The organism is Nocardioides sp. 503, assembly GCF_004522095.1.
Classification (GTDB): Bacteria; Actinomycetota; Actinomycetes; order Propionibacteriales; family Nocardioidaceae; genus Nocardioides.
Genome location: NZ_SPUI01000003.1, coordinates 312,574 through 330,017, shown reverse-complemented (window position 1 = coordinate 330,017; position 17,444 = coordinate 312,574). Strand labels below are relative to the sequence as shown.

At 71.8% G+C, this 17,444-nt stretch carries 17 protein-coding genes; 5 read left to right on the top strand and 12 right to left on the bottom strand.

Annotated features, from left to right (window positions below; translation table 11 throughout):
- Position 1 precedes the first annotated feature (1 nt).
- The 3 genes from E4622_RS08930 to typA form a co-directional block, all read right to left on the bottom strand.
- Positions 2-1,330: an ABC transporter substrate-binding protein gene (locus tag E4622_RS08930; RefSeq protein ID WP_245155960.1), complete on the bottom strand. Its 1,329-nt coding sequence runs from the start codon at positions 1,328-1,330 to the stop codon at positions 2-4.
- Positions 1,331-1,675: 345 nt separating this feature from the next.
- Complete coding sequence (locus E4622_RS08925; protein ID WP_134739860.1) at positions 1,676-3,106, bottom strand: MFS transporter; 1,431 nt, start codon at positions 3,104-3,106, stop codon at positions 1,676-1,678.
- A gap of 312 nt (positions 3,107-3,418) precedes the next feature.
- Positions 3,419-5,308 carry a translational GTPase TypA gene (typA, locus tag E4622_RS08920; RefSeq protein WP_134739859.1) on the bottom strand — a complete coding sequence of 630 codons (1,890 nt, stop codon included), beginning with the start codon at positions 5,306-5,308 and terminating at the stop codon, positions 3,419-3,421.
- Positions 5,309-5,465: 157 nt separating this feature from the next.
- Here typA and E4622_RS08915 point away from each other — a divergent pair, with 157 nt between their 5' ends.
- Entirely contained in the window at positions 5,466-6,818 is a 1,353-nt protein-coding gene (locus E4622_RS08915) for a protealysin inhibitor emfourin (RefSeq protein WP_134739858.1), read from the top strand.
- Between the two features lie 128 nt (positions 6,819-6,946).
- Here E4622_RS08915 and E4622_RS08910 read toward each other — a convergent pair whose 3' ends face one another.
- Positions 6,947-7,636: an amino acid racemase gene (locus E4622_RS08910; RefSeq protein ID WP_134739857.1), complete on the bottom strand. Its 690-nt coding sequence runs from the start codon at positions 7,634-7,636 to the stop codon at positions 6,947-6,949.
- Positions 7,637-7,709: 73 nt separating this feature from the next.
- Complete coding sequence (locus tag E4622_RS08905; protein ID WP_134739856.1) at positions 7,710-8,480, bottom strand: SDR family oxidoreductase; 771 nt, start codon at positions 8,478-8,480, stop codon at positions 7,710-7,712.
- Positions 8,481-8,526: 46 nt separating this feature from the next.
- On the opposite strand from E4622_RS08905, the gene E4622_RS08900 reads away from it, so the two are divergent.
- The 3 genes from E4622_RS08900 (at position 8,527) to E4622_RS08890 (ending at position 10,781) form a co-directional block, all read left to right on the top strand.
- On the top strand, positions 8,527-8,868 hold the full coding sequence (locus E4622_RS08900; RefSeq protein WP_134739855.1) for a hypothetical protein: 342 nt from the start codon (positions 8,527-8,529) through the stop codon (positions 8,866-8,868).
- A 120-nt stretch (positions 8,869-8,988) separates the two neighbouring features.
- Entirely contained in the window at positions 8,989-10,248 is a 1,260-nt protein-coding gene (mshA, locus tag E4622_RS08895; protein WP_134739854.1) for a D-inositol-3-phosphate glycosyltransferase, read from the top strand.
- Positions 10,245-10,781: a YbjN domain-containing protein gene (locus E4622_RS08890; RefSeq protein ID WP_134739853.1), complete on the top strand. Its 537-nt coding sequence runs from the start codon at positions 10,245-10,247 to the stop codon at positions 10,779-10,781. Before mshA ends, E4622_RS08890 begins: the two co-directional genes overlap by 4 nt.
- On the opposite strand, the gene E4622_RS08885 is transcribed toward E4622_RS08890, so the two are convergent.
- The 4 genes from E4622_RS08885 to E4622_RS08870 all read right to left on the bottom strand — a co-directional run bounded on the left by E4622_RS08885 (position 10,749) and on the right by E4622_RS08870 (position 14,042).
- Positions 10,749-11,102, bottom strand: a complete 354-nt coding sequence (locus E4622_RS08885; protein WP_134739852.1) for a DUF1304 domain-containing protein — start codon at positions 11,100-11,102, stop codon at positions 10,749-10,751. The genes E4622_RS08890 and E4622_RS08885 overlap by 33 nt on opposite strands.
- A gap of 48 nt (positions 11,103-11,150) precedes the next feature.
- Positions 11,151-12,098, bottom strand: a complete 948-nt coding sequence (locus E4622_RS08880) for a DMT family transporter (protein WP_134739851.1) — start codon at positions 12,096-12,098, stop codon at positions 11,151-11,153.
- Between the two features lie 112 nt (positions 12,099-12,210).
- Positions 12,211-12,888, bottom strand: a complete 678-nt coding sequence (locus E4622_RS08875) for a response regulator transcription factor (protein ID WP_134739850.1) — start codon at positions 12,886-12,888, stop codon at positions 12,211-12,213.
- Positions 12,885-14,042 (bottom strand): ATP-binding protein, encoded by a 1,158-nt coding sequence (locus tag E4622_RS08870; protein ID WP_134739849.1) that lies wholly within the window; start codon positions 14,040-14,042, stop codon positions 12,885-12,887. Before E4622_RS08870 ends, E4622_RS08875 begins: the two co-directional genes overlap by 4 nt.
- A gap of 120 nt (positions 14,043-14,162) precedes the next feature.
- On the opposite strand from E4622_RS08870, the gene phoU reads away from it, so the two are divergent.
- Entirely contained in the window at positions 14,163-14,825 is a 663-nt protein-coding gene (gene phoU / locus E4622_RS08865) for a phosphate signaling complex protein PhoU (RefSeq protein WP_134739848.1), read from the top strand.
- Between the two features lie 201 nt (positions 14,826-15,026).
- On the opposite strand, the gene E4622_RS08860 is transcribed toward phoU, so the two are convergent.
- The 3 genes from E4622_RS08860 to E4622_RS08850 form a co-directional block, all read right to left on the bottom strand.
- On the bottom strand, positions 15,027-15,770 hold the full coding sequence (locus tag E4622_RS08860; RefSeq protein WP_134739847.1) for a phosphoglyceromutase: 744 nt from the start codon (positions 15,768-15,770) through the stop codon (positions 15,027-15,029).
- Positions 15,770-16,396, bottom strand: coding sequence for a hypothetical protein (locus tag E4622_RS08855; protein ID WP_134739846.1), 627 nt, complete (start codon positions 16,394-16,396; stop codon positions 15,770-15,772). The genes E4622_RS08860 and E4622_RS08855 overlap by 1 nt, the downstream gene beginning before the upstream one ends.
- An 83-nt stretch (positions 16,397-16,479) precedes the next feature.
- On the bottom strand, positions 16,480-17,367 hold the full coding sequence (locus E4622_RS08850; RefSeq protein WP_134739845.1) for a UbiA family prenyltransferase: 888 nt from the start codon (positions 17,365-17,367) through the stop codon (positions 16,480-16,482).
- Between the last annotated feature and the right edge of the window lie 77 nt (positions 17,368-17,444).

The following is a 17,444-nucleotide window of genomic DNA, read 5'->3' as shown; positions in this document are numbered from 1 at the left end:
CTCAGCCGATCCGCTCGACGTCGGCGGTGAAGGAGTCCCATGCCTCGTCCGGCGACTCCTGGCCCTGGTCGACCCGGAGGATCGCGGCCTGGAACGCGGTGATGATGTCGGCGTACTTGGGTCCCTTGTAGGGCTGCAGCTCCACGGCCAGGGCGCGGTTGGACAGGATCTGGCCGACCGGGGCGTCGTTGAAGAACGGCTGGGTCGCCTTCAGCAGGACCGGGTCCTCCTGGGCCTCGACCTGGCTGGGGAAGGTGAACTTCGCGTCGAAGGCCTTCACCTGCTGCTCGGGGGCGGTGAGCCACTCGGCGAGCTTCTTGGCCTCCTCCTGGTGCTCACCCATGGCGGGCACGGTGAGGTAGGAGCCGCCCCAGTTGCCGCCGCCGCCGGGGAAGGCGTCGGCGATGTCCCAGCCCTTCACGCCGGCCGCGTTGCCCTCGATGATGCCGAGCATCCAGCCGGGGCAGGCCATCGTGGCGAAGCCGTCGTTCTGGAACGCCGCCACCCAGTCGGGCGACCACTGGTCGAGGTTGGTCGCCAGGCCGGCCGACTGCATCGAGGTGACCGTGTCGAAGACCTCGCGGACCTCGGGGTTGGAGGTGGCGACGACCTTGTTGTCCTCGTCCTCGAAGGGGTAGGCCAGCTGGTTGATCATCGCCTGGCTGGTGCCCTTGGAGGAGTCGTACCAGGCGGTGTCGGGCATCTTCTTCACGAAGTCCTTGCCCGTCTGGAAGTAGGTGTCCCAGTCGGCGAAGAGCGCGGCCACCTCCTCGCGGTCGGTCGGCAGACCGGCCTTCTTGAACAGGTCGGAGCGGTAGCAGATGCCCTCCGGGCCGATGTCGGTGCCGTAGCCGATGAGCTCGCCGTCGGCGTTGGTGCCGGCCTTGACCTTCCAGTCCAGCCAGCGGCCGTCGACGGCGTCGTCGCTGAGGTCGATGAAGGCGCCCTTCTCCTCGAGGATGGCGGGCATGCCGTCGCCCTCGATCGCCTCGATGTCGGAGAGACCGGAGCCGGCCGCGAGCTTGGTGTAGAGGTTGTCGCGGTGCTCCTCCCAGGTGCCCAGCTTCTTCTGGACGACCTTGATGTCGGGGTTCTCCTTCATGTACTCGTCGAGCAGGCCCTCGTAGCCGAACTCGTTGAAGGTCGCCACCGTGAGGGTGGTCTTGCCGTCCTTGGCCTCGTCGTCCCCGCCGCACGCGGCGAGTCCCAGGCTGAGGACCAGGGCGCCGACCGACGCCAGCGCGAGGCGCCGGCGGCGCGTGGTGCTGGTCGGGCTCGAGGTGTGAGGCGGACGGGGCTCCTGACGGGGCCCGAAGGGTGAGATCTGCACGGGGGAACGCTCCTGCCGTAGTGCTGGGCTGCGGGCCGGATGGCCCGGGGGATGGGGCGCACTCGGTGTGAGAGCGCTTCCACGGTCTTGGCGCGTTCAAGATGACATGCGTCACATCGCCACCGCAACCTTCTGCCTGGACTCGGCGTAATTCGTCTGGCTGTGAGGTGGGAGCGCTTCCATCGCAGGGGTGAGTGTGTTCAGTGCAGCGGAGCGCGCGGAGGCGCGTCCGGGCGCGGGAGATTCACCGGGTACCCGGTGAAACTCACGCTTCCCGCACGAAGCTTCGTACGGGAAGCGTGAGTTATCGGCGGGCAGTGGGGCCGCTGGTGCGGCTGGTGACGTCTACGCGACGGCGGCGGTGCTGCGGCGGGGGATCAGCAGCGTCAGCACGACGCCGAGGAAGGCGGCACCCGCCCCGATCAGGAAGCCGAGCTCCATGGCGCCCTCGGAGGGCACCGGGAAGCCGTGGAAGTCGGTGAGCGACGCGGCCAGGACGCTGGCCATAACGGCGCTGGCGGTCGTGGTGCCCACGGAGCGCATGAGCGAGTTGACGCCGACGGCGGCGCCCGACTCGGTCGCGGGCACGGAGGCCATGATGAGCGCGGGCATCGCGGCGTACCCGATGCCGACGCCCGCCGACGTCACGCACGAGACGACGAGCAGCTGCCAGGGGGCGCCGTGGAAGGCGACGGCGACGAGGTAGCCGCTGCCGAGCACGGCAGCGCCCACGGCGAGCGTCACGCGGGCGCCGTAGCGGGTCATGAGGGTGCTGGAGACGGGCGCGAAGGCCATCATGACCAGTCCGCCGGGCGCCATCCACAGGCCGGCGGCGAGCAGGGACTGGCCCAGGCCGTAGCCGGTGAGCTCGGGGAGCTGGAGCAGCTGCGGCACGATGATCGCCTGGCCCATCATCCCGAAGCCGATCGCCACGGCCGCCAGGTTGGTGAGCAGGACGGGGCGCCGGGCGGTGACGCGGAGGTCGCACAGCGGAGCGGGGTGGGAGAGCTCGTAGCGACCCCAGGCGAGGAGCACGACCAGGCCGACGCCGATGAACGTCCACGGTCGCGCGGTGTCCCAGCCCCACTCGCGGCCCTTGGTGACGGCCACCAGGACCGACACCAGGCCGACGGCGAGGCCGAGTGCACCGACCAGGTCGAGCCGGCCCCCGCGAGCCGAGGGGACGTGCGGGATCACGAGTGCGACCGCGAGTGCGACCACCGCGGCGAGGACGGTCGAGACCCAGAAGAGCGCGTGGAAGTCGTAGCTGTCGGCGATCCACGCCGACAGCGGCAGGCCGATGGCCCCGCCGACCCCGAGGGTGGCGCTGACCGCGGCGATGGCGGTGCCCGTACGCGCCGGCGGGACGATGTCGCGGATCAGGCTGATCGCCACGGGGATGAAGCCCATGGAGATGCCCTGCAGGGTGCGGCCGGCCAGCATCGGGAGCAGCGAGTCGGACAGGGCGGCCACGAGCGAGCCGACCACCAGGATCAGCGCGCTGGCGAAGAGCACCCGCTGCTTGCCGAACAGGTCGCCCAGGCTGCCGGCGATCGGCATGGCCACGGCGCCGGCCAGCAGCGTCGCGGTGATGACCCAGGACGCGTTGGCCGCCGAGGTCGACAGCAGGACCGGCAGCTCGCCTTGGAGCGGGATGACGAACGTCTGGGTAAGCGCGGCGATCAGCCCGCCCAGGCACAGGACGGCGACGGACAGCCCCGGTCCCACGGGAACGGCAGGCTCGGCGGTGGACGCAGGGGTGGAGACGGTGGTCACGAGATCCTCGAGGTGGCAGCGGTCGGGAAGCTGCAGCCTACCGAGTTGGTTGCCGTCGGCAACCGTTCTTGCATGGGACGTGTGTCACGTCGCAGGGGTAGTCCCTGACGTTCGTGTCATCGGGAGAGCGCTTCGATGACACCAACGTCAGGGACTACCCCGGACGTGCAGCCGGACGACGGGCTACTTGCTGCCCCTGCGCGCCCGGCTCGCGATCGTCGCTCCTTCGTCGCGAATCGCTCGCCTCACAGAAAGGGAGCAAGCAACCCGCCAGACGTCGGCGGTCAGCTCACTGTCTGGGATCGAGGCGGGTTACTTGCTCCCTTTACGCGCTCGGCTCGCGATCTTCCCGCGCTCGTTGGCGTCGAGGATCACCTTGCGGATGCGGACGGACTCGGGCGTCACCTCGACGCACTCGTCCTCGCGGCAGAACTCCAGGCTCTGCTCGAGCGAGAGCTTCTTGGCCGGGATCAGCTTCTCGAAGTTGTCGGAGGTCGCGGACCGGATGTTGGTCTGCTGCTTCTCCTTGGTGATGTTGACGTCCATGTCGTCGGCGCGGGAGTTCTCGCCGACGATCATGCCCTCGTAGACCTCGGTGGTCGGCTCGAGGAACATCACGCCGCGCTCCTGCAGGGAGGTCATGGCGTACGCCGTGGCGGCACCCTTGCGGTCGGCCACGAGCGAGCCGTTGTTGCGCGAGCGGATCTCGCCGGCCCACGGCTCGTACTTCTCGAAGATGTGGTGGGCGATGCCGGTGCCGCGGGTGTCGGTGAGGAACTCCGTGCGGAAGCCGATCAGGCCGCGGGCCGGGACCAGGAACTCCATGCGGACCCAGCCGGTGCCGTGGTTGGTCATCGACTCCATGCGGCCCTTGCGGGAGGCGAGGAGCTCGGTGATCGTGCCGAGGTACTCCTCGGGGGCGTCGATGGTGAGGCGCTCGACGGGCTCGTGGCGCTTGCCGTCGATGTCCTTGGTGACCACCTGCGGCTTGCCGACGGTCAGCTCGTAGCCCTCGCGGCGCATCTGCTCGACGAGGATCGCCAGCGCCAGCTCGCCACGGCCCTGGACCTCCCAGGCGTCGGGACGCTCGGTGTTGAGGATCTTCAGCGACACGTTGCCGATGAGCTCCTGGTCGAGGCGGTCCTTGACCAGGCGGGCGGTGACCTTGGTGCCCTTGATCCGGCCCACCAGCGGCGAGGTGTTGGTGCCGATGGTCATGGAGATGGCCGGCTCGTCGACGTGGATGAGCGGCAGCGCGACCGGGTTCTCCGGGTCGGCCAGCGTCTCGCCGATGGTGATCTCGGGGATGCCCGCGATGGCGACGATGTCGCCGGGGCCGGCCTCGGTGCCGGGCTTGCGCTCCAGGCCCTCGGTGACGAGCAGCTCGGTGATCTTGACGGTCTTGACGTCGCCGTTGCGGCGCATCCAGGCGACCTGCTGGCCCTTCTTGAGGTGGCCCTCGTGGATGCGGACCAGCGCGAGGCGGCCGAGGAACGGCGAGGCGTCGAGGTTGGTGACGTGAGCCTGCAGCGGCGCGCCCTCGGTGTACTTGGGCGCCGGGATCGTGTCGATGATCGTCTTGAACAGCGGCTCGAGGTCCTTGCCCTCGGGCATGGTGCCGTTGGCCGGCTGCGCGAGCGCGGCGATGCCGACCTTGCCGCTGGCGTAGACGACCGGGAAGTCCAGCGCGTCCTGGCTGTGCGACTCGTCGAGCAGGTCCATGAAGAGCTCGTAGGTCTCGTCCACGACCTCCTCGATGCGCGCGTCGGGGCGGTCGACCTTGTTGACCACCAGGACGACGGGCATGTCGGCGTTGAGCGCCTTGCGCAGCACGAAGCGGGTCTGGGGCAGCGGGCCCTCGGAAGCGTCGACGAGCAGCACGATGCCGTCGACCATCGACAGGCCGCGCTCGACCTCGCCACCGAAGTCGGCGTGGCCGGGGGTGTCGATGATGTTGATCGTCATGCCCTCGGGGGCCGACGCGCCGTTGTAGTGGATCGCGGTGTTCTTCGCGAGGATCGTGATCCCCTTCTCGCGCTCCAGGTCACCGGAGTCCATCACCCGGTCGGCGACGCTCTCCGCCTCGTGCTCGGTGAAGGCGCCGGCCTGACGCAGCATGGCGTCGACGAGCGTGGTCTTCCCGTGGTCGACGTGCGCGACGATGGCGACGTTGCGCAGGTTGGCGGTCTTGATGGCAGACATGGGTGTACGACGACTCTTCCGGTGGAGGTTCAGGGGGCCCGAGGGCCTTGATGAGTCTAGTCGGCCCACGCACGGGCACCCGCATCGGCGGACGCCCCCGGCGCGGGCGCGTCCGAGGGGGTTGTGGCAGCCCGGACGGTGAGGTTGCGTGGACCCCATGTCTCGGACCCGCTGCTTCCTTCCGCCGTACCTGCTCCAGCACCTGGCCTGGGCACGGCCCGACGTCGCCGCGCGCTGGGAGGGGACACTGGCGGAGGACGACCGGCTGCGGTCGTCGCGGCTGTTGCTCGCCGGTCGCCCCGCGCCGGGGCCGGCGAGGACGTCGACCACGGCCGTCGGCGAGCCCGCGTGGGTCGTGCACACGGCGGGCAACGGCACCGACCTGCCCGGCGCCGTCGTACGGGCGGCCGGCGACCCGCTCTCGGGCGACGCCGCCGTGGACGAGGCGGCGCTCGGCATCGCCGGCTCGCTGGCGCTCTTCGACGAGGTCTACGGCCGGTCGTCCTACGACGGGGAGGGCGCGACGGTGTCGCTGACGGTCCACTACGGGCGCGACTACGCCAACGCGTTCTGGGACGGGACCCAGCTGGTGTTCGGCGACGGCGACGGCGAGGTGTTCGACCGGTTCACCAAGCCGGTCGACGTGCTCGCCCACGAGCTCAGCCACGCCGTCACCGAGCGCACGGCGGGGTTGGAGTACCAGGGCCAGTCCGGCGCCCTCAACGAGTCCGTCAGCGACGTCTTCGCCGCCTGCCTCAAGCAGCGGCTGCTGGCCCAGACCCCGCTCGAGGCCGACTGGCTGATCGGCGAGGGCCTGTTCCTCCCCGGTGTCCAGGCACGTGGGCTGCGCGACATGGCCAACCCCGGCACGGCGTACGACGACCCCGCGCTCGGCCGGGACCCGCAGCCCGCGCACCTCGACGACTACGTCGAGACGACCGACGACCACGGCGGGGTGCACCTCAACTCGGGCATCCCCAACCGGGCCTTCCACCTCGCCGCGCTCGGCATCGGGGGCACGAGCTGGGACGGCGCGGGTCGGGTCTGGTACGCCGCGCTCACCGGCGGACAGGTCGGCGCCCGCACGGACTTCGCCGGCTTCGCCGCGGCGACCGTGGCCGCGGCGCGCGAGCTGGGCGTCGCCGAGCACGTCGAGGCGGCCTGGGCGCAGGTCGGCGTCACCGCGGCCGCGGCCGGGGACAGCGCCGGCGGCCCCGGGCTGCCGCCGCCCGCTCCGAGCGAGCGCTCGCGCAGCGTTCGAGTCCGGCGCGGGGGCGGCTTCGCCGGCCTGACCAGCGAGGCCGAGGTCGACCTGGACGGCGACGACGAGCGCGCCGGCGAGCTGCGCGGCCTGGTGGAGCGCATCGACCTCACCGGCCTCCGCACCGGCCGCCCCCAGCCCGACCGCTTCGTCTACGACGTCGAGCTGCCCGGCGCCTCCGCCCGGGTGTTCGAGCAGGACCTCACCGAGGACCTGCGCCGCGTCGTGGAGCTCGTCCTCGACCAGTGAGGTGGTGTGGGCGACCGTCACTTCCGTCCCAAGATTCACCGCTTACCCGGTGAATCTCATGCTTCCGGTACGAAACTTCGTGACGGGAGCGTGAGTTTCACCGGGTACCCGGTGAAACTCACGGCGCCTCAGCCCAGCGCGCGGTCGAGCGCGGCGGCGACGTGCAGGGTGGTGCAGGGGAAGAGCGGCAGCTCGGAGTCGGGCTGGCGGACGAGCAGCTCGAGCTCGGTGCAGCCGAGGACCAGGCCGCCGGCGCCGGCGTCCCAGAGGTCGTCGATCAGCCCGACGACCGTACGGCGCGAGGTGTCGAGCACGCGGCCGTGGACCAGCTCGTCGTAGATGATCGCGTTGAGCGCCGCGTGGTGGCGCGCGTCGGGGACGTGCACCTCGAGACCGTGCTGGGCGAGCCGGTCGGTGAAGAACGAGCGCGACATGGCGAACTCGGTGCCGAGGAAGCCCACCGACGTCACCTGCTGGGCCTTGCAGGCCTCGGCGACGACGTCGGCCAGGTGGAGCACCGGGATGCCGACGGCGGCTTCCACCTGGTCGGCGACGCGGTGGAAGGTCGTGGTGCACAGCAGGAGGAAGTCGGCTCCGGCGCGCTCGACGCCCTGCGCCGCGGCGACCAGGATCGCGGCGACGTCGTCCCAGCGCTCCTGCTCCTGCAGGGCGGTGACCTCCGCGAAGTCGACGCTCGCGAGCATCGTGCGCGCCGAGCTCAGGCCGCCGACCCGCTGCTCGACGCCCTCGTTGAGAGCCTGGTAGTAGACGGCGCTGCTCTCCCAGCTCATGCCGCCGACGAGTCCGATGGTCTGCACGCGCGCAGTCTGCCACCTCGTGAGGGATGGTCCCGGCGACCGCCCGATGACCGAACGGACGGGGCGCGGGGGCTCAGTCCCGCGGGACCCGGTGCACCTTGTGCTGGGCGGCCTGCGCGCGCGGGCGGATCACCAGCTCGTCGATGTTGACGTGGGCCGGGCGCGTGACCATCCAGCCGATCGCGTCGGCCACGTCCTCGGCGGTGAGCGGCTCGGCCACGCCCTCGTAGACGGCCTCGGCGCGCTCGCGGTCGCCCTCGAAGCGCACCAGCGCGAACTCGTCGGTCTTCACCATCCCCGGCGCGATCTCGCACACCCGGACCGGCTGGTCCCACAGCTCCAGGCGCAGGGTCTCGGTCACCACCTGGGTGCCGTGCTTGGCCGCGGTGTAGCCGCCGCCGCCCTCGTAGGCCACGCGTCCGGCGGTCGACCCGACGTTGAGGATGACCCCGGCGCCCGAGGCGACCAGTGCCGGCAGCAGCGCCCGCGTCACCTGCATCAGGCCGATGACGTTGACCTCGTACATGCGCCGCCACTCGTCGCTGTCGGCCTGTGCCACGGGGGCGGCGCCGAACGCCCCGCCCGCGTTGTTGACGAGTACGTCGAGCCGCTGGCCCACCTGCGCGGCCAGCGCGGCGACGTCGTCCTGCGACGTCACGTCGCACACGACGGCCGTGCCGTCGATCTCGGCGGCCAGGGCCTCGACCCGGTCGGCGCGGCGGGCGGCGCAGAAGACGTGGAAGCCGGCCTGGGCCAGGGTGCGCGCGGTGGCGGCGCCGATGCCGCTGCTGGCGCCGGTGACGACGGCCGTGGGCCGCGAGGTGGGGGAGGAGGTGGAGGGCATGGGGACATTCTGGCCGCCCGCTCCGAGCCGGTGGCAGACTCCCCCCGTGCACCTGATGCTCGTGGCCCGCGTCGCGGGCGTGCTCGGGGGTCTGGCCTGGGTGGTGCGCCAGGCCGCCGGCCTCGAGGAGCTGCGCTGGCCGGGCCTGACCCTGCTGGGCGTGGCGCTGGCCGCGGCCGGCGCCGGACTCGTCAGCAGCAGCGCGCCGTGGCTGCGCCTGGTCGTGGCCGTCTGCTTCCCGGTGCTCGTCTGGTCGGTGGTGGAGGTGCTGCACGGCGCGGCGGAGGACTCGCTGGTCGACGCGGTGGCCGGGGCCGCCATCGCGCTGGCCTGCCTGCTCGCGATGGCGCGGGGGTCCGGCCGGCCCGCGGGATCGCACGCCGGCTGAACGCCGTACGACCACCGGACGACCACCGGACGACCCGCGGGAATCAGCGGCGCGCCGGCGTGGTTCGGTGGAGGGGAGACCTTCCGGTGCAGGGGAGGCCATGGGGACACGAGGAGTCAGATGCAGCGGATCCGCCGGGTGGCGATGGTCAGCCTCCACACCTCGCCTCTCGACCAGCCGGGCACGGGTGACGCGGGTGGGATGAACGTCTACGTGATCGAGCTGTCCAAGCGGCTCGCGCGCCAGGGCATCGAGGTCGACATCTTCACGCGCGCGACCAACTCCGCGCTGCCGCCGCTGGTCGAGGCCTGCGACGGCGTGACCGTGCGCCACATCCACGCCGGGCCCTTCGAGGGGCTCACGAAGGACGAGCTGCCGGGCCAGCTGTGCGTCTTCGCCCGCGAGGTGCTGCGCGCCGAGGCGGCGCAGCCGCTGGGCCACTACGACGCGGTCCACTCCCACTACTGGCTCTCCGGGCAGGTCGGCGCGCTCGCGCGCGACCGCTGGGGCGTGCCGCTGGTGCACTCGATGCACACGATGGCGAAGGTCAAGAACGCCGCCCTCGCCGAGGGCGACACCCCCGAGCCGTCCGCGCGGCTCATCGGCGAGGAGCAGGTCGTGGAGGCCGCCGACGTGCTCATCGCCAACACCGGGCTCGAGGCGCGCCAGCTCGTCGACCTCTACGACGCCGAGCCCGACCGCGTGCAGGTCATCCACCCCGGCGTCGACCTGTCGGTGTTCCGCCCGCTCGACCAGGCCGAGGTGCGCGCGTCGCTGGGGCTCGCGACCGATGCCCACGTGCTGCTCTTCGCCGGCCGCATCCAGCCCCTCAAGGCGCCCGACGTGCTGCTCCGCGCGGTCGCGGCCCTGCTGGAGCGCGACCCGGGGCTGCGCGCCCGGCTGGTCGTCCCGGTCGTCGGCGGCCCGTCCGGCTCTGGCCTCGACCGGCCCGAGTCGCTGGCGGCCCTGGCCACCGAGCTGGGCATCGACGACGTGGTGCGCTTCGTGCCCCCGGTCTCGCAGGCCGAGCTGGCCTGCTGGTACGCCGCCGCGACCGTGGTCGCCGTCCCGTCCTACAACGAGTCGTTCGGCCTGGTCGCCGCCGAGGCGCAGGCGGTCGGCACCCCGGTCGTCGCCGCTGCCGTGGGCGGTCTGACGACCGTCGTCCGCGACGACCACAGCGGCCTGCTGGTCGCCGGTCACGACCCGCAGGCGTGGGCGCAGGCGCTCGCGCGGCCCCTCACCGACCCCGCCCTGCTGGTCCGGCTCCAGGCCGGAGCCCTGGAGCAGGCCCGGCAGTTCTCCTGGGAGTCCACGGCGGCGCAGACCCTGGCGGTCTACGAGCGCGCACACAGCCTCATGCGAGAGTCGGTGTCGTGACGACGTACCCGCCGGCCGAGCTCGTCCGCGACTACCTGCGCGACAACCAGATCGAGTTCGACGAGGCGAGCGAGGGCGTCTTCTCCCTCACCCTGCCCGGGGAGAAGAAGCTGCAGACCGCCGTCCGGCTCGACGTGGGGCCGCACGCCCTGGGGCTGCACGCCTTCGTGTGCCGCAAGCCCGACGAGAACCACGAGCGCGTCTACCGCTGGCTGCTCGAGCGCAACCTGAAGATGTACGCCGTGGCGTTCGCCGTCGACCGGCTGGGCGACATCTACCTCGACGCGCGGCTGCCCCTGGCGTCGGTGAGCCCCGACGAGCTGGACCGGCTGCTCGGCTCGGTCCTGACCTACGCCGACGACTCGTTCAACGCGATCCTCGAGCTCGGCTTCGCCACGTCCATCCGCAAGGAGTGGGAGTGGCGCAAGCTGCGCGGCGAGCCGACGCACAACCTCGAGGCCTTCCGCGGCTGGCTGGAGGCCGAGGACGCCGCCGCCGCGTCAGGCGGCGACGAGGACCGCAGCGAGCCCTAGGGCCGCCGGCAGCGCCTGCACGAGCAGGATGCGGCGGCTCACCGTCGCGGCGCCGTAGAGGCCCGCGACCACGACGCACGCGAGGAAGAAGACCTTGACGTCCGTCTGGTCGCTCACGAGCCCCCAGACCAGCCCGGCCACCAGGAAGCCGTTGTAGAGGCCCTGGTTGGCGGCGAGGACCTTGGTGGTCTCGGCGAGCTCGACGCTGTTGTTGAAGGTCTTGCGCCCCAGCGGCTCGGTCCACAGGAACATCTCGAGGACGAGGAAGTACAGGTGCAGGGCGGCCACGAGGCCGACCAGGACGTTGGCGACGACAGACATCCCCGCAGCATGACAGCACCGGACCCCTCGTGGGGCGGGTGCGCGCCGTCAGGCGGGTGCCGGCTCCTGGCGGGCGTGCGAGCGCGGCTTGCGCCGGGCCACCGCGACGCCGACCAGGGCGAGCGCGCCGCCGACGTAGGCCATCGCCGGAGGCACCTCGTCGAGGAAGACCAGCCCCATGACGATGGTGATCGGCGGCACGAGGTACGTCGTGACGCCCAGGCTGCTCGCGGTCATGTGCTGCAGGGCGTAGGCGTAGGTGGTGAACGCGACCGCGGTCGGGAAGACCCCGAGGTAGACCACCCACAGCAACGACGACGTCGGCGCGTCGCCGGCCTCGCTCAGCAGGGCCGGGGCGAACGGCAGGCAGGCCACCGCACCGATGGTGCACGCCAGCCAGGTCACGTGCAGCGCGGAGAGGCGGGCGACCAGCGGCTTCTGGAGGATCAGGCTCACGGAGTAGACGACGGCCGAGACCAGGCACAGCGCGACCCCGAGCAGGTCGCGCCCGCCGCCGTCGTCGGAGGAGGTGGTCAGCCCGATGACCGCGACCCCGGAGAAGGCGAGGGCCAGCCCGAGCCCGAGGTAGATGGTGAACCGCTCGGAGAGGAACACCGCCGCCAGCAGGGCGATGAGCACCGGTGACACCTGGATCAGCATCGCGGCGGTGCCGGCGTCCACGCGCTGCTCGCCCTCGTTGAGGGCGACGTTGTAGACGCCGAACCACAGCACGCCGATGGTGACCAGGGAGACCCAGTCTCCTCGGCTGGGCCGGGGCAGCCCGCGGCTCAGGGCCAGCGCTCCGAGCACGAGGGCCCCGATCAGGGTGCGGCCCAGCGACAGCGGTCCGGCGGAGAAGTCGTGGCCGAGGTGACGGATCGCGACGAACGCGGAGGCCCAGAGCACCAGGGTGGTTGCCACGGCGGCGACCGGCAGCCAGGTCGGGGGAGCGGTGCTCGTCTGCGTGGGGCGGCCGGAGGCCGCGGTGGTCGTCACTCGTCACAGCCTAGGGACCGCTGCGGCCCACCGACACGCGGTTTTCGGACGTCGATGCGCGAGATGCGGACAGGCTGTCGCCGCCGTGCCGGGAGCAGGCCCCGGTGAGGGCTCAGAGCTCCAGCTTGTAGCCGAGTCCGCGGACGGTGACGAGGTACTTGGGCTCGCTCGGCTCCGGCTCGAGCTTGGCGCGCAGGCGCTTGACGTGGACGTCGAGGGTCTTGGTGTCGCCGACGTAGTCGGAGCCCCAGACGCGGTCGATCAGCTGGCCGCGGGTGAGCACCCGGCCGGGGTTGCGCAGGAACATCTCGAGCAGCTCGAACTCCTTGAGCGGCAGCCGCTGCTCGTGGCCGTCGACGGTGACCACGTGGCGCTCGACGTCCATGCGGACCGGGCCGGCCTCGAGGGTGTCGGGGGTGAGGTCGGGGTCGGTGCCGCGGCGCAGCACGGCGCGGATCCGGGCGACCAGCTCGCGCGGGGAGTAGGGCTTGGTGACGTAGTCGTCGGCGCCCAGCTCGAGGCCGACGACCTTGTCGACCTCGTCGTCCTTGGCGCTGACCATGATCACCGGGACGTTGGACGTCTGGCGGATCGTGCGGCAGACCTCGGTGCCGGGGATCCCGGGCAGCATCAGGTCGAGCAGGACGATGTCGGCGCCGTTGCGGTCGAACTCGCTCAGCGCCGCGTGGCCGTCGGCGGCGATCGCGACCTCGAAGCCCTCCTTGCGGAGCATGTAGGCGAGCGCGTCGCTGTAGCTCTCTTCGTCCTCGACGACGAGTACGCGCGTCACTGGATCTCCTCCTGCAGTTGTCGATCGGTGGTCCTGCTGCCTGCATGGTGGGGCAGCGAGAGGGTGAACGTCGAGCCCTGGCCCTCCGCGGACCAGACCCGGATCTCGCCGCCGTGGGTGGCGGCGACGTGCTTGACGATGGACAGGCCCAGGCCGGTACCGCCGGTGGAGCGGTGGCGGGCGGGGTCCACACGGTAGAACCGCTCGAAGATCCGGTCGATCTCGGTGGTGGGGATCCCGATGCCCTGGTCGACCACGGAGATCTCCACGATCTCCTCCGACTGCTTCGTGGTCACCAGGACCGTGGAGTCCGGCTCGGAGTAGGCGACGGCGTTGGCGACGAGGTTGGCCACGGCGGCGGTGATCTGCTCGTCGTTGCCGAGCACCACGAGGCCGGAGGCGCCGCTGCTGACGATGCGGATCCGCTTGGAGGAGGCGTCGATGGCGCTGGTGTCCATCGCGACCTCGATGACGTGGTCCAGCGAGACGGGCGCGGGGGAGTCCAGCGGGTCGTCGCCCTGCAGCCGCGACAGCTCGATGACCTGCTGCACCAGGCGTGAGAGCCGGTCGCTCTCGGTGAGCATCCGGTTGGCGAACCGCTTCACCGCGACCGGGTCGTCGGCGGCCTCGTGCATCGCCTCGGCGAGCAGCCGGATCGCGCCCACGGGGGTCTTGAGCTCGTGGCTGACGTTGGCGACGAAGTCGCGGCGCACCGACTCCACCCGCCGCTCGCGGGTGCGGTCCTCGACCAGCGCGAGCACCAGCCGCGACCCGAGGGGGGCGACGCGGGCGGTCACGTGGCGGTCGGGGCCGATCGCGCGCGCCATGACCAGCTCGGTCTCGCGGATCTGCCCGTCGCGGCGTACCTGCCGCACCAGCTCGGCCAGCTCGCTCGACACCAGCTGCGCGCCGCGCACGAGCCCGAAGGCGTACGCCGGGGCGGACGCCTTCAGCACGACGTCGGCCTCGTCCACGACGACCGCGCTGCTGCGCAGGACCGAGAGCACCGCGGCGACGCCCGGCGGGACGACGGGCTCCTCGACGTCGCGGCTGCCCTGCTGCTGGCGCTCGCTGATCGCCCAGGCGAGGACTCCGCCGCCCGCGACGAGGGCACCCGCCAGTGCGGCGAGGAACGCCTGCGTCGTCGGGTCCACGAAGGAATCGTACGGCCGTGTTCATCACCAATTCGCCCAGCGAGGCGTGACTTCCGAGTGTTCACCCGTCGTTCACGCCTGCGCCCCTGCCGGACACCTCGGCCGCCTACGGTCCAGGACATGCGTGAGCTCTTCCATGACCAGCTGGATGCGATGTTCGTCGACCTCGCCGGCATCTGCCGCCAGGTCGAGACGGCCGTCGGCCTGGCCACCCAGGCCCTGATGACCGGTGACGCCGCGATCGCCGAGCAGGTGATCAGCGCCGACGTCGCGATCGACCGGGCCCGGGAGCAGGTCGAGGACAACGCCTTCGCGCTGCTGTCGCTGCAGCAGCCGGTCGCCGGCGACCTGCGCACCGTGGTGTCCGCCCTGCGGATGGTGAGCGAGCTGGAGCGCATGGGCGACCTGTCGGTCCACGTCGCCAAGATCGCCCGGCTGCGCGTCCCGCAGGTGGCGGTGCCGGTCGAGGTGCAGCCCACGGTGGCGCGGATGGCGGAGGTCGCCGAGGACATGGTGCGCCGGGTCTCGCAGATCATCACCGGCCGCGACGTCGAGGCGGCCATCGAGTTGGGTCGCGACGACGAGGTCATGGACCAGCTGCGCCGCCAGAGCTTCATCGAGCTGCTCTCCGACGACTGGCAGAACGGCGTCGAGGCGGCGGTCGACATCGCCCTGCTCGGCCGCTACTACGAGCGCATCGCCGACCACGCCGTCTCCGTGGCCAACCGCATCGTCTTCGTCGTCACCGGCCACAACCCCAGCTCGGTCGACGCGCTCGGCTGAGCCGGACTCCGGGGTAGTCCCTGACGCTTGTGTCGCTGGAAGCCTGTTCGAACGACACGACCGTCAGGGACTATCCCGACGTACGTCGGACCTGGGTCGGTCGTTCCTCGAGCTGACCGGATCTCGACCCGCTCGTCGCGACCTCGCAGGCTCGGTCGCGGGGCTCGCTCGATCTCGCTGACGTCGCGAGCACGCTCGCGGTCAGCGACCCTGGTTGGCGACGGCGGCGGCGGCTGCGGCGGCCGCCTCGGGGTCGAGGTAGGTGCCGCCCGGGGTGGTCGGGGCGAAGGAGTCGTCGAGCTCATAGACCAGGGGCATGCCGGTGGGGATGTTGAGGCCGGCGATGTCGGCGTCGCTGATGCCGTCGAGGTGCTTGACGATCCCGCGCAGGCTGTTGCCGTGGGCGGCGACCAGGACCGTCCTGCCGGCGGCCAGGTCGGCGGTGATGTCGGACTCCCAGTAGGGGAGCATCCGCTCGATGACGTCCTTGAGGCACTCGGTGCGCGGCATGTCGTCGCCGAGGTCGGCGTACTGGGGCAGCCCCACCTGCGACCACTCGTCGTCGTCGGCGAGCGGCGGCGGCGGGGTGTCGAAGCTGCGGCGCCAGAGCATGAACTGCTCCTCGCCGTACTGCTCGAGCGTCTGCTTCTTGTCCTTGCCCTGCAGGGCGCCGTAGTGGCGCTCGTTGAGGCGCCACGACCGCTTCACCGGGATCCAGTGGCGGTCGGCCGCGTCGAGGGAGAGGTAGGCGGTGTTGATGGCGCGGCGCTGGAGGGAGGTGTGCACGACGTCGGGCAGTACGCCGGCCTCACGCATCAGCTCGCCGCCGCGCACCGCCTCGGCGCGACCCTTCTCGGTGAGGGCGACGTCGACCCAGCCGGTGAAGAGGTTCTTGGCGTTCCACTCGCTCTCGCCGTGGCGGAGCAGGATCAGGGTGTGGGTCATCAGTGCGCCTCGTCGGCTTCGGTCTCGCACGAGGAGGCGTCGGTCTGCTCGCCGGCCTCGTCGGTGGGCTCGGTGGAGGGCTCGTCGTCCGAGGGGCTCGGGGACTCGCTGGACGTCTCGCTGGGGCCGCTGGGCCCGCCCTCGCCGATCGTGGGGGCGGAGTCGAGGCCGTCGTAGAAGCCGCACTCGCGCACGACCGGGACCTCCACCTCGACCTGCTCGCCGTTGGTGAACTCGAAGGTGAGGTCGATGATGTCGCCGGCCTGGTAGTCGCCCTCGACGCGGATCCCGGCGCCGATGTCGGCCATGGCCAGGGCGGTGCCGGAGGCCAGCTCGACCGAGGCGATCTCGCCGGTGCTGACCGAGGCGTCGTCGAGCGCGGTGACGGCGCTCAGCTCGGTCGAGTCCGTGGAGCTGTTGACGATCCGCCCGCTGAGCGTGCCGGAGCCCTCGGTGGCCGAGACGATCACGACCGCGAGCAGGTCGACGGAGGCGTCGCGGTTGGTGCCGCCGTGCTGGACGGTGTTGATCCGGTCGGTCGCCAGGTTGAAGCCGCACGAGCTGAGCGCGGGGGTGGTGAGCAGGAGCGCTCCCACGGCGAGGACGAGCTTGCTGCGGTGATGCATCGTCAGAGCCTTCGGTTCGATCGGGCGCCGCACGGCGATGATGCCCTCAGCCTAGTGCCCCGGCTCGCGCCCGGACCGGGCGGTCAGCGGGCCAGGCCGGTGTAGGTGCCGGCGAAGGCGATCAGCGCCAGCACGACCGCGGTGTAGACCCCCGAGAGCACCAGGAGCCGCGTGGCCCCGAGTCGCAGCCCGAGCTTGAGCGGCAGGTAGGTCCAGCCGTCCTCGTGGTCGGGCACGAGGCCCCACAGGGCCCGCAGGAAGTGCACGCCGACGCCCAGCAGGGCGAAGAGCAGCGTCATGACCGGGTGAGGGGCGTCCCCGCGGAACTCGCCGCCCCATCCGCCGTACGACAGGTAGGCGGGCAGCAGCCCGAACGAGAGGGCCCAGGGCAGCCAGGACAGCAGCCCCTGCCGCAGGGCGACGTTGCCGAGCAGCCCGACGACCAGGGACAGCAGGTAGACGCCGCCCGCCGTGACCCCGGAGGTGATCGAGAGCGGGACGACGAGCAGGACGGCGCAGGTCAGGGCGAACCACGCGGTGCCGGGGTCGAGGCGGTCCTGGGCGATCGGCTTGCCGGGGGTGTCGTGGCGGGCGTCGCGGGCGCGGTCGGTGAGGTCGTTGTGCCACCCCAGGATGGCCTGCCCGACCAGGACGGTGGCCACGACGACCACGACCTCGCGGGTGGCGCGCCCCGACAGGGCGGCGGCGAGGCCCACGAAGGCGGCGGTCAGCACCGCCTGGCGGGGGTGCGCCGCCTGGAGCAGCAGCACGGGCACCCGGTCGGTGAGTCGCAGGCGGCCACGAGGGCGCGCCGGCGCCCGGTCCTCGGCGGTCTTCTCGTCGGGCTCGGGGGGCTCGGGGTCCGTGAGCGTCGTGCCGTCCTCGGCCTCGTCCTCGACGGGGTCGACGGTCGCGTCGACCGCCGTCTCCGGGGCGGGGCTGCGTCGCCTCCAGCGCTGCGTCTTGGCCATCCGTGCAGTATCGGTCACGGCGCGCCGGGGAGGCGACGAACGCCGCAGTTCGCCTCGCGATCGTCCTCGGCGCAGCC

Coding starts and splice junctions, on each gene's coding strand:
- typA (WP_134739859.1), bottom strand. CDS start 5,308: ATGTCTGCCATCAAGACCGCCAACCTGCGCAACGTCGCCATCGTCGCG.
- E4622_RS08855 (WP_134739846.1), bottom strand. CDS start 16,396: ATGCATCACCGCAGCAAGCTCGTCCTCGCCGTGGGAGCGCTCCTGCTC.
- E4622_RS08915 (WP_134739858.1), top strand. CDS start 5,466: ATGTCTCGGACCCGCTGCTTCCTTCCGCCGTACCTGCTCCAGCACCTG.
- E4622_RS08905 (WP_134739856.1), bottom strand. CDS start 8,480: ATGCCCTCCACCTCCTCCCCCACCTCGCGGCCCACGGCCGTCGTCACC.
- phoU (WP_134739848.1), top strand. CDS start 14,163: ATGCGTGAGCTCTTCCATGACCAGCTGGATGCGATGTTCGTCGACCTC.
- E4622_RS08860 (WP_134739847.1), bottom strand. CDS start 15,770: ATGACCCACACCCTGATCCTGCTCCGCCACGGCGAGAGCGAGTGGAAC.
- mshA (WP_134739854.1), top strand. CDS start 8,989: ATGCAGCGGATCCGCCGGGTGGCGATGGTCAGCCTCCACACCTCGCCT.
- E4622_RS08885 (WP_134739852.1), bottom strand. CDS start 11,102: ATGTCTGTCGTCGCCAACGTCCTGGTCGGCCTCGTGGCCGCCCTGCAC.
- E4622_RS08850 (WP_134739845.1), bottom strand. CDS start 17,367: ATGGCCAAGACGCAGCGCTGGAGGCGACGCAGCCCCGCCCCGGAGACG.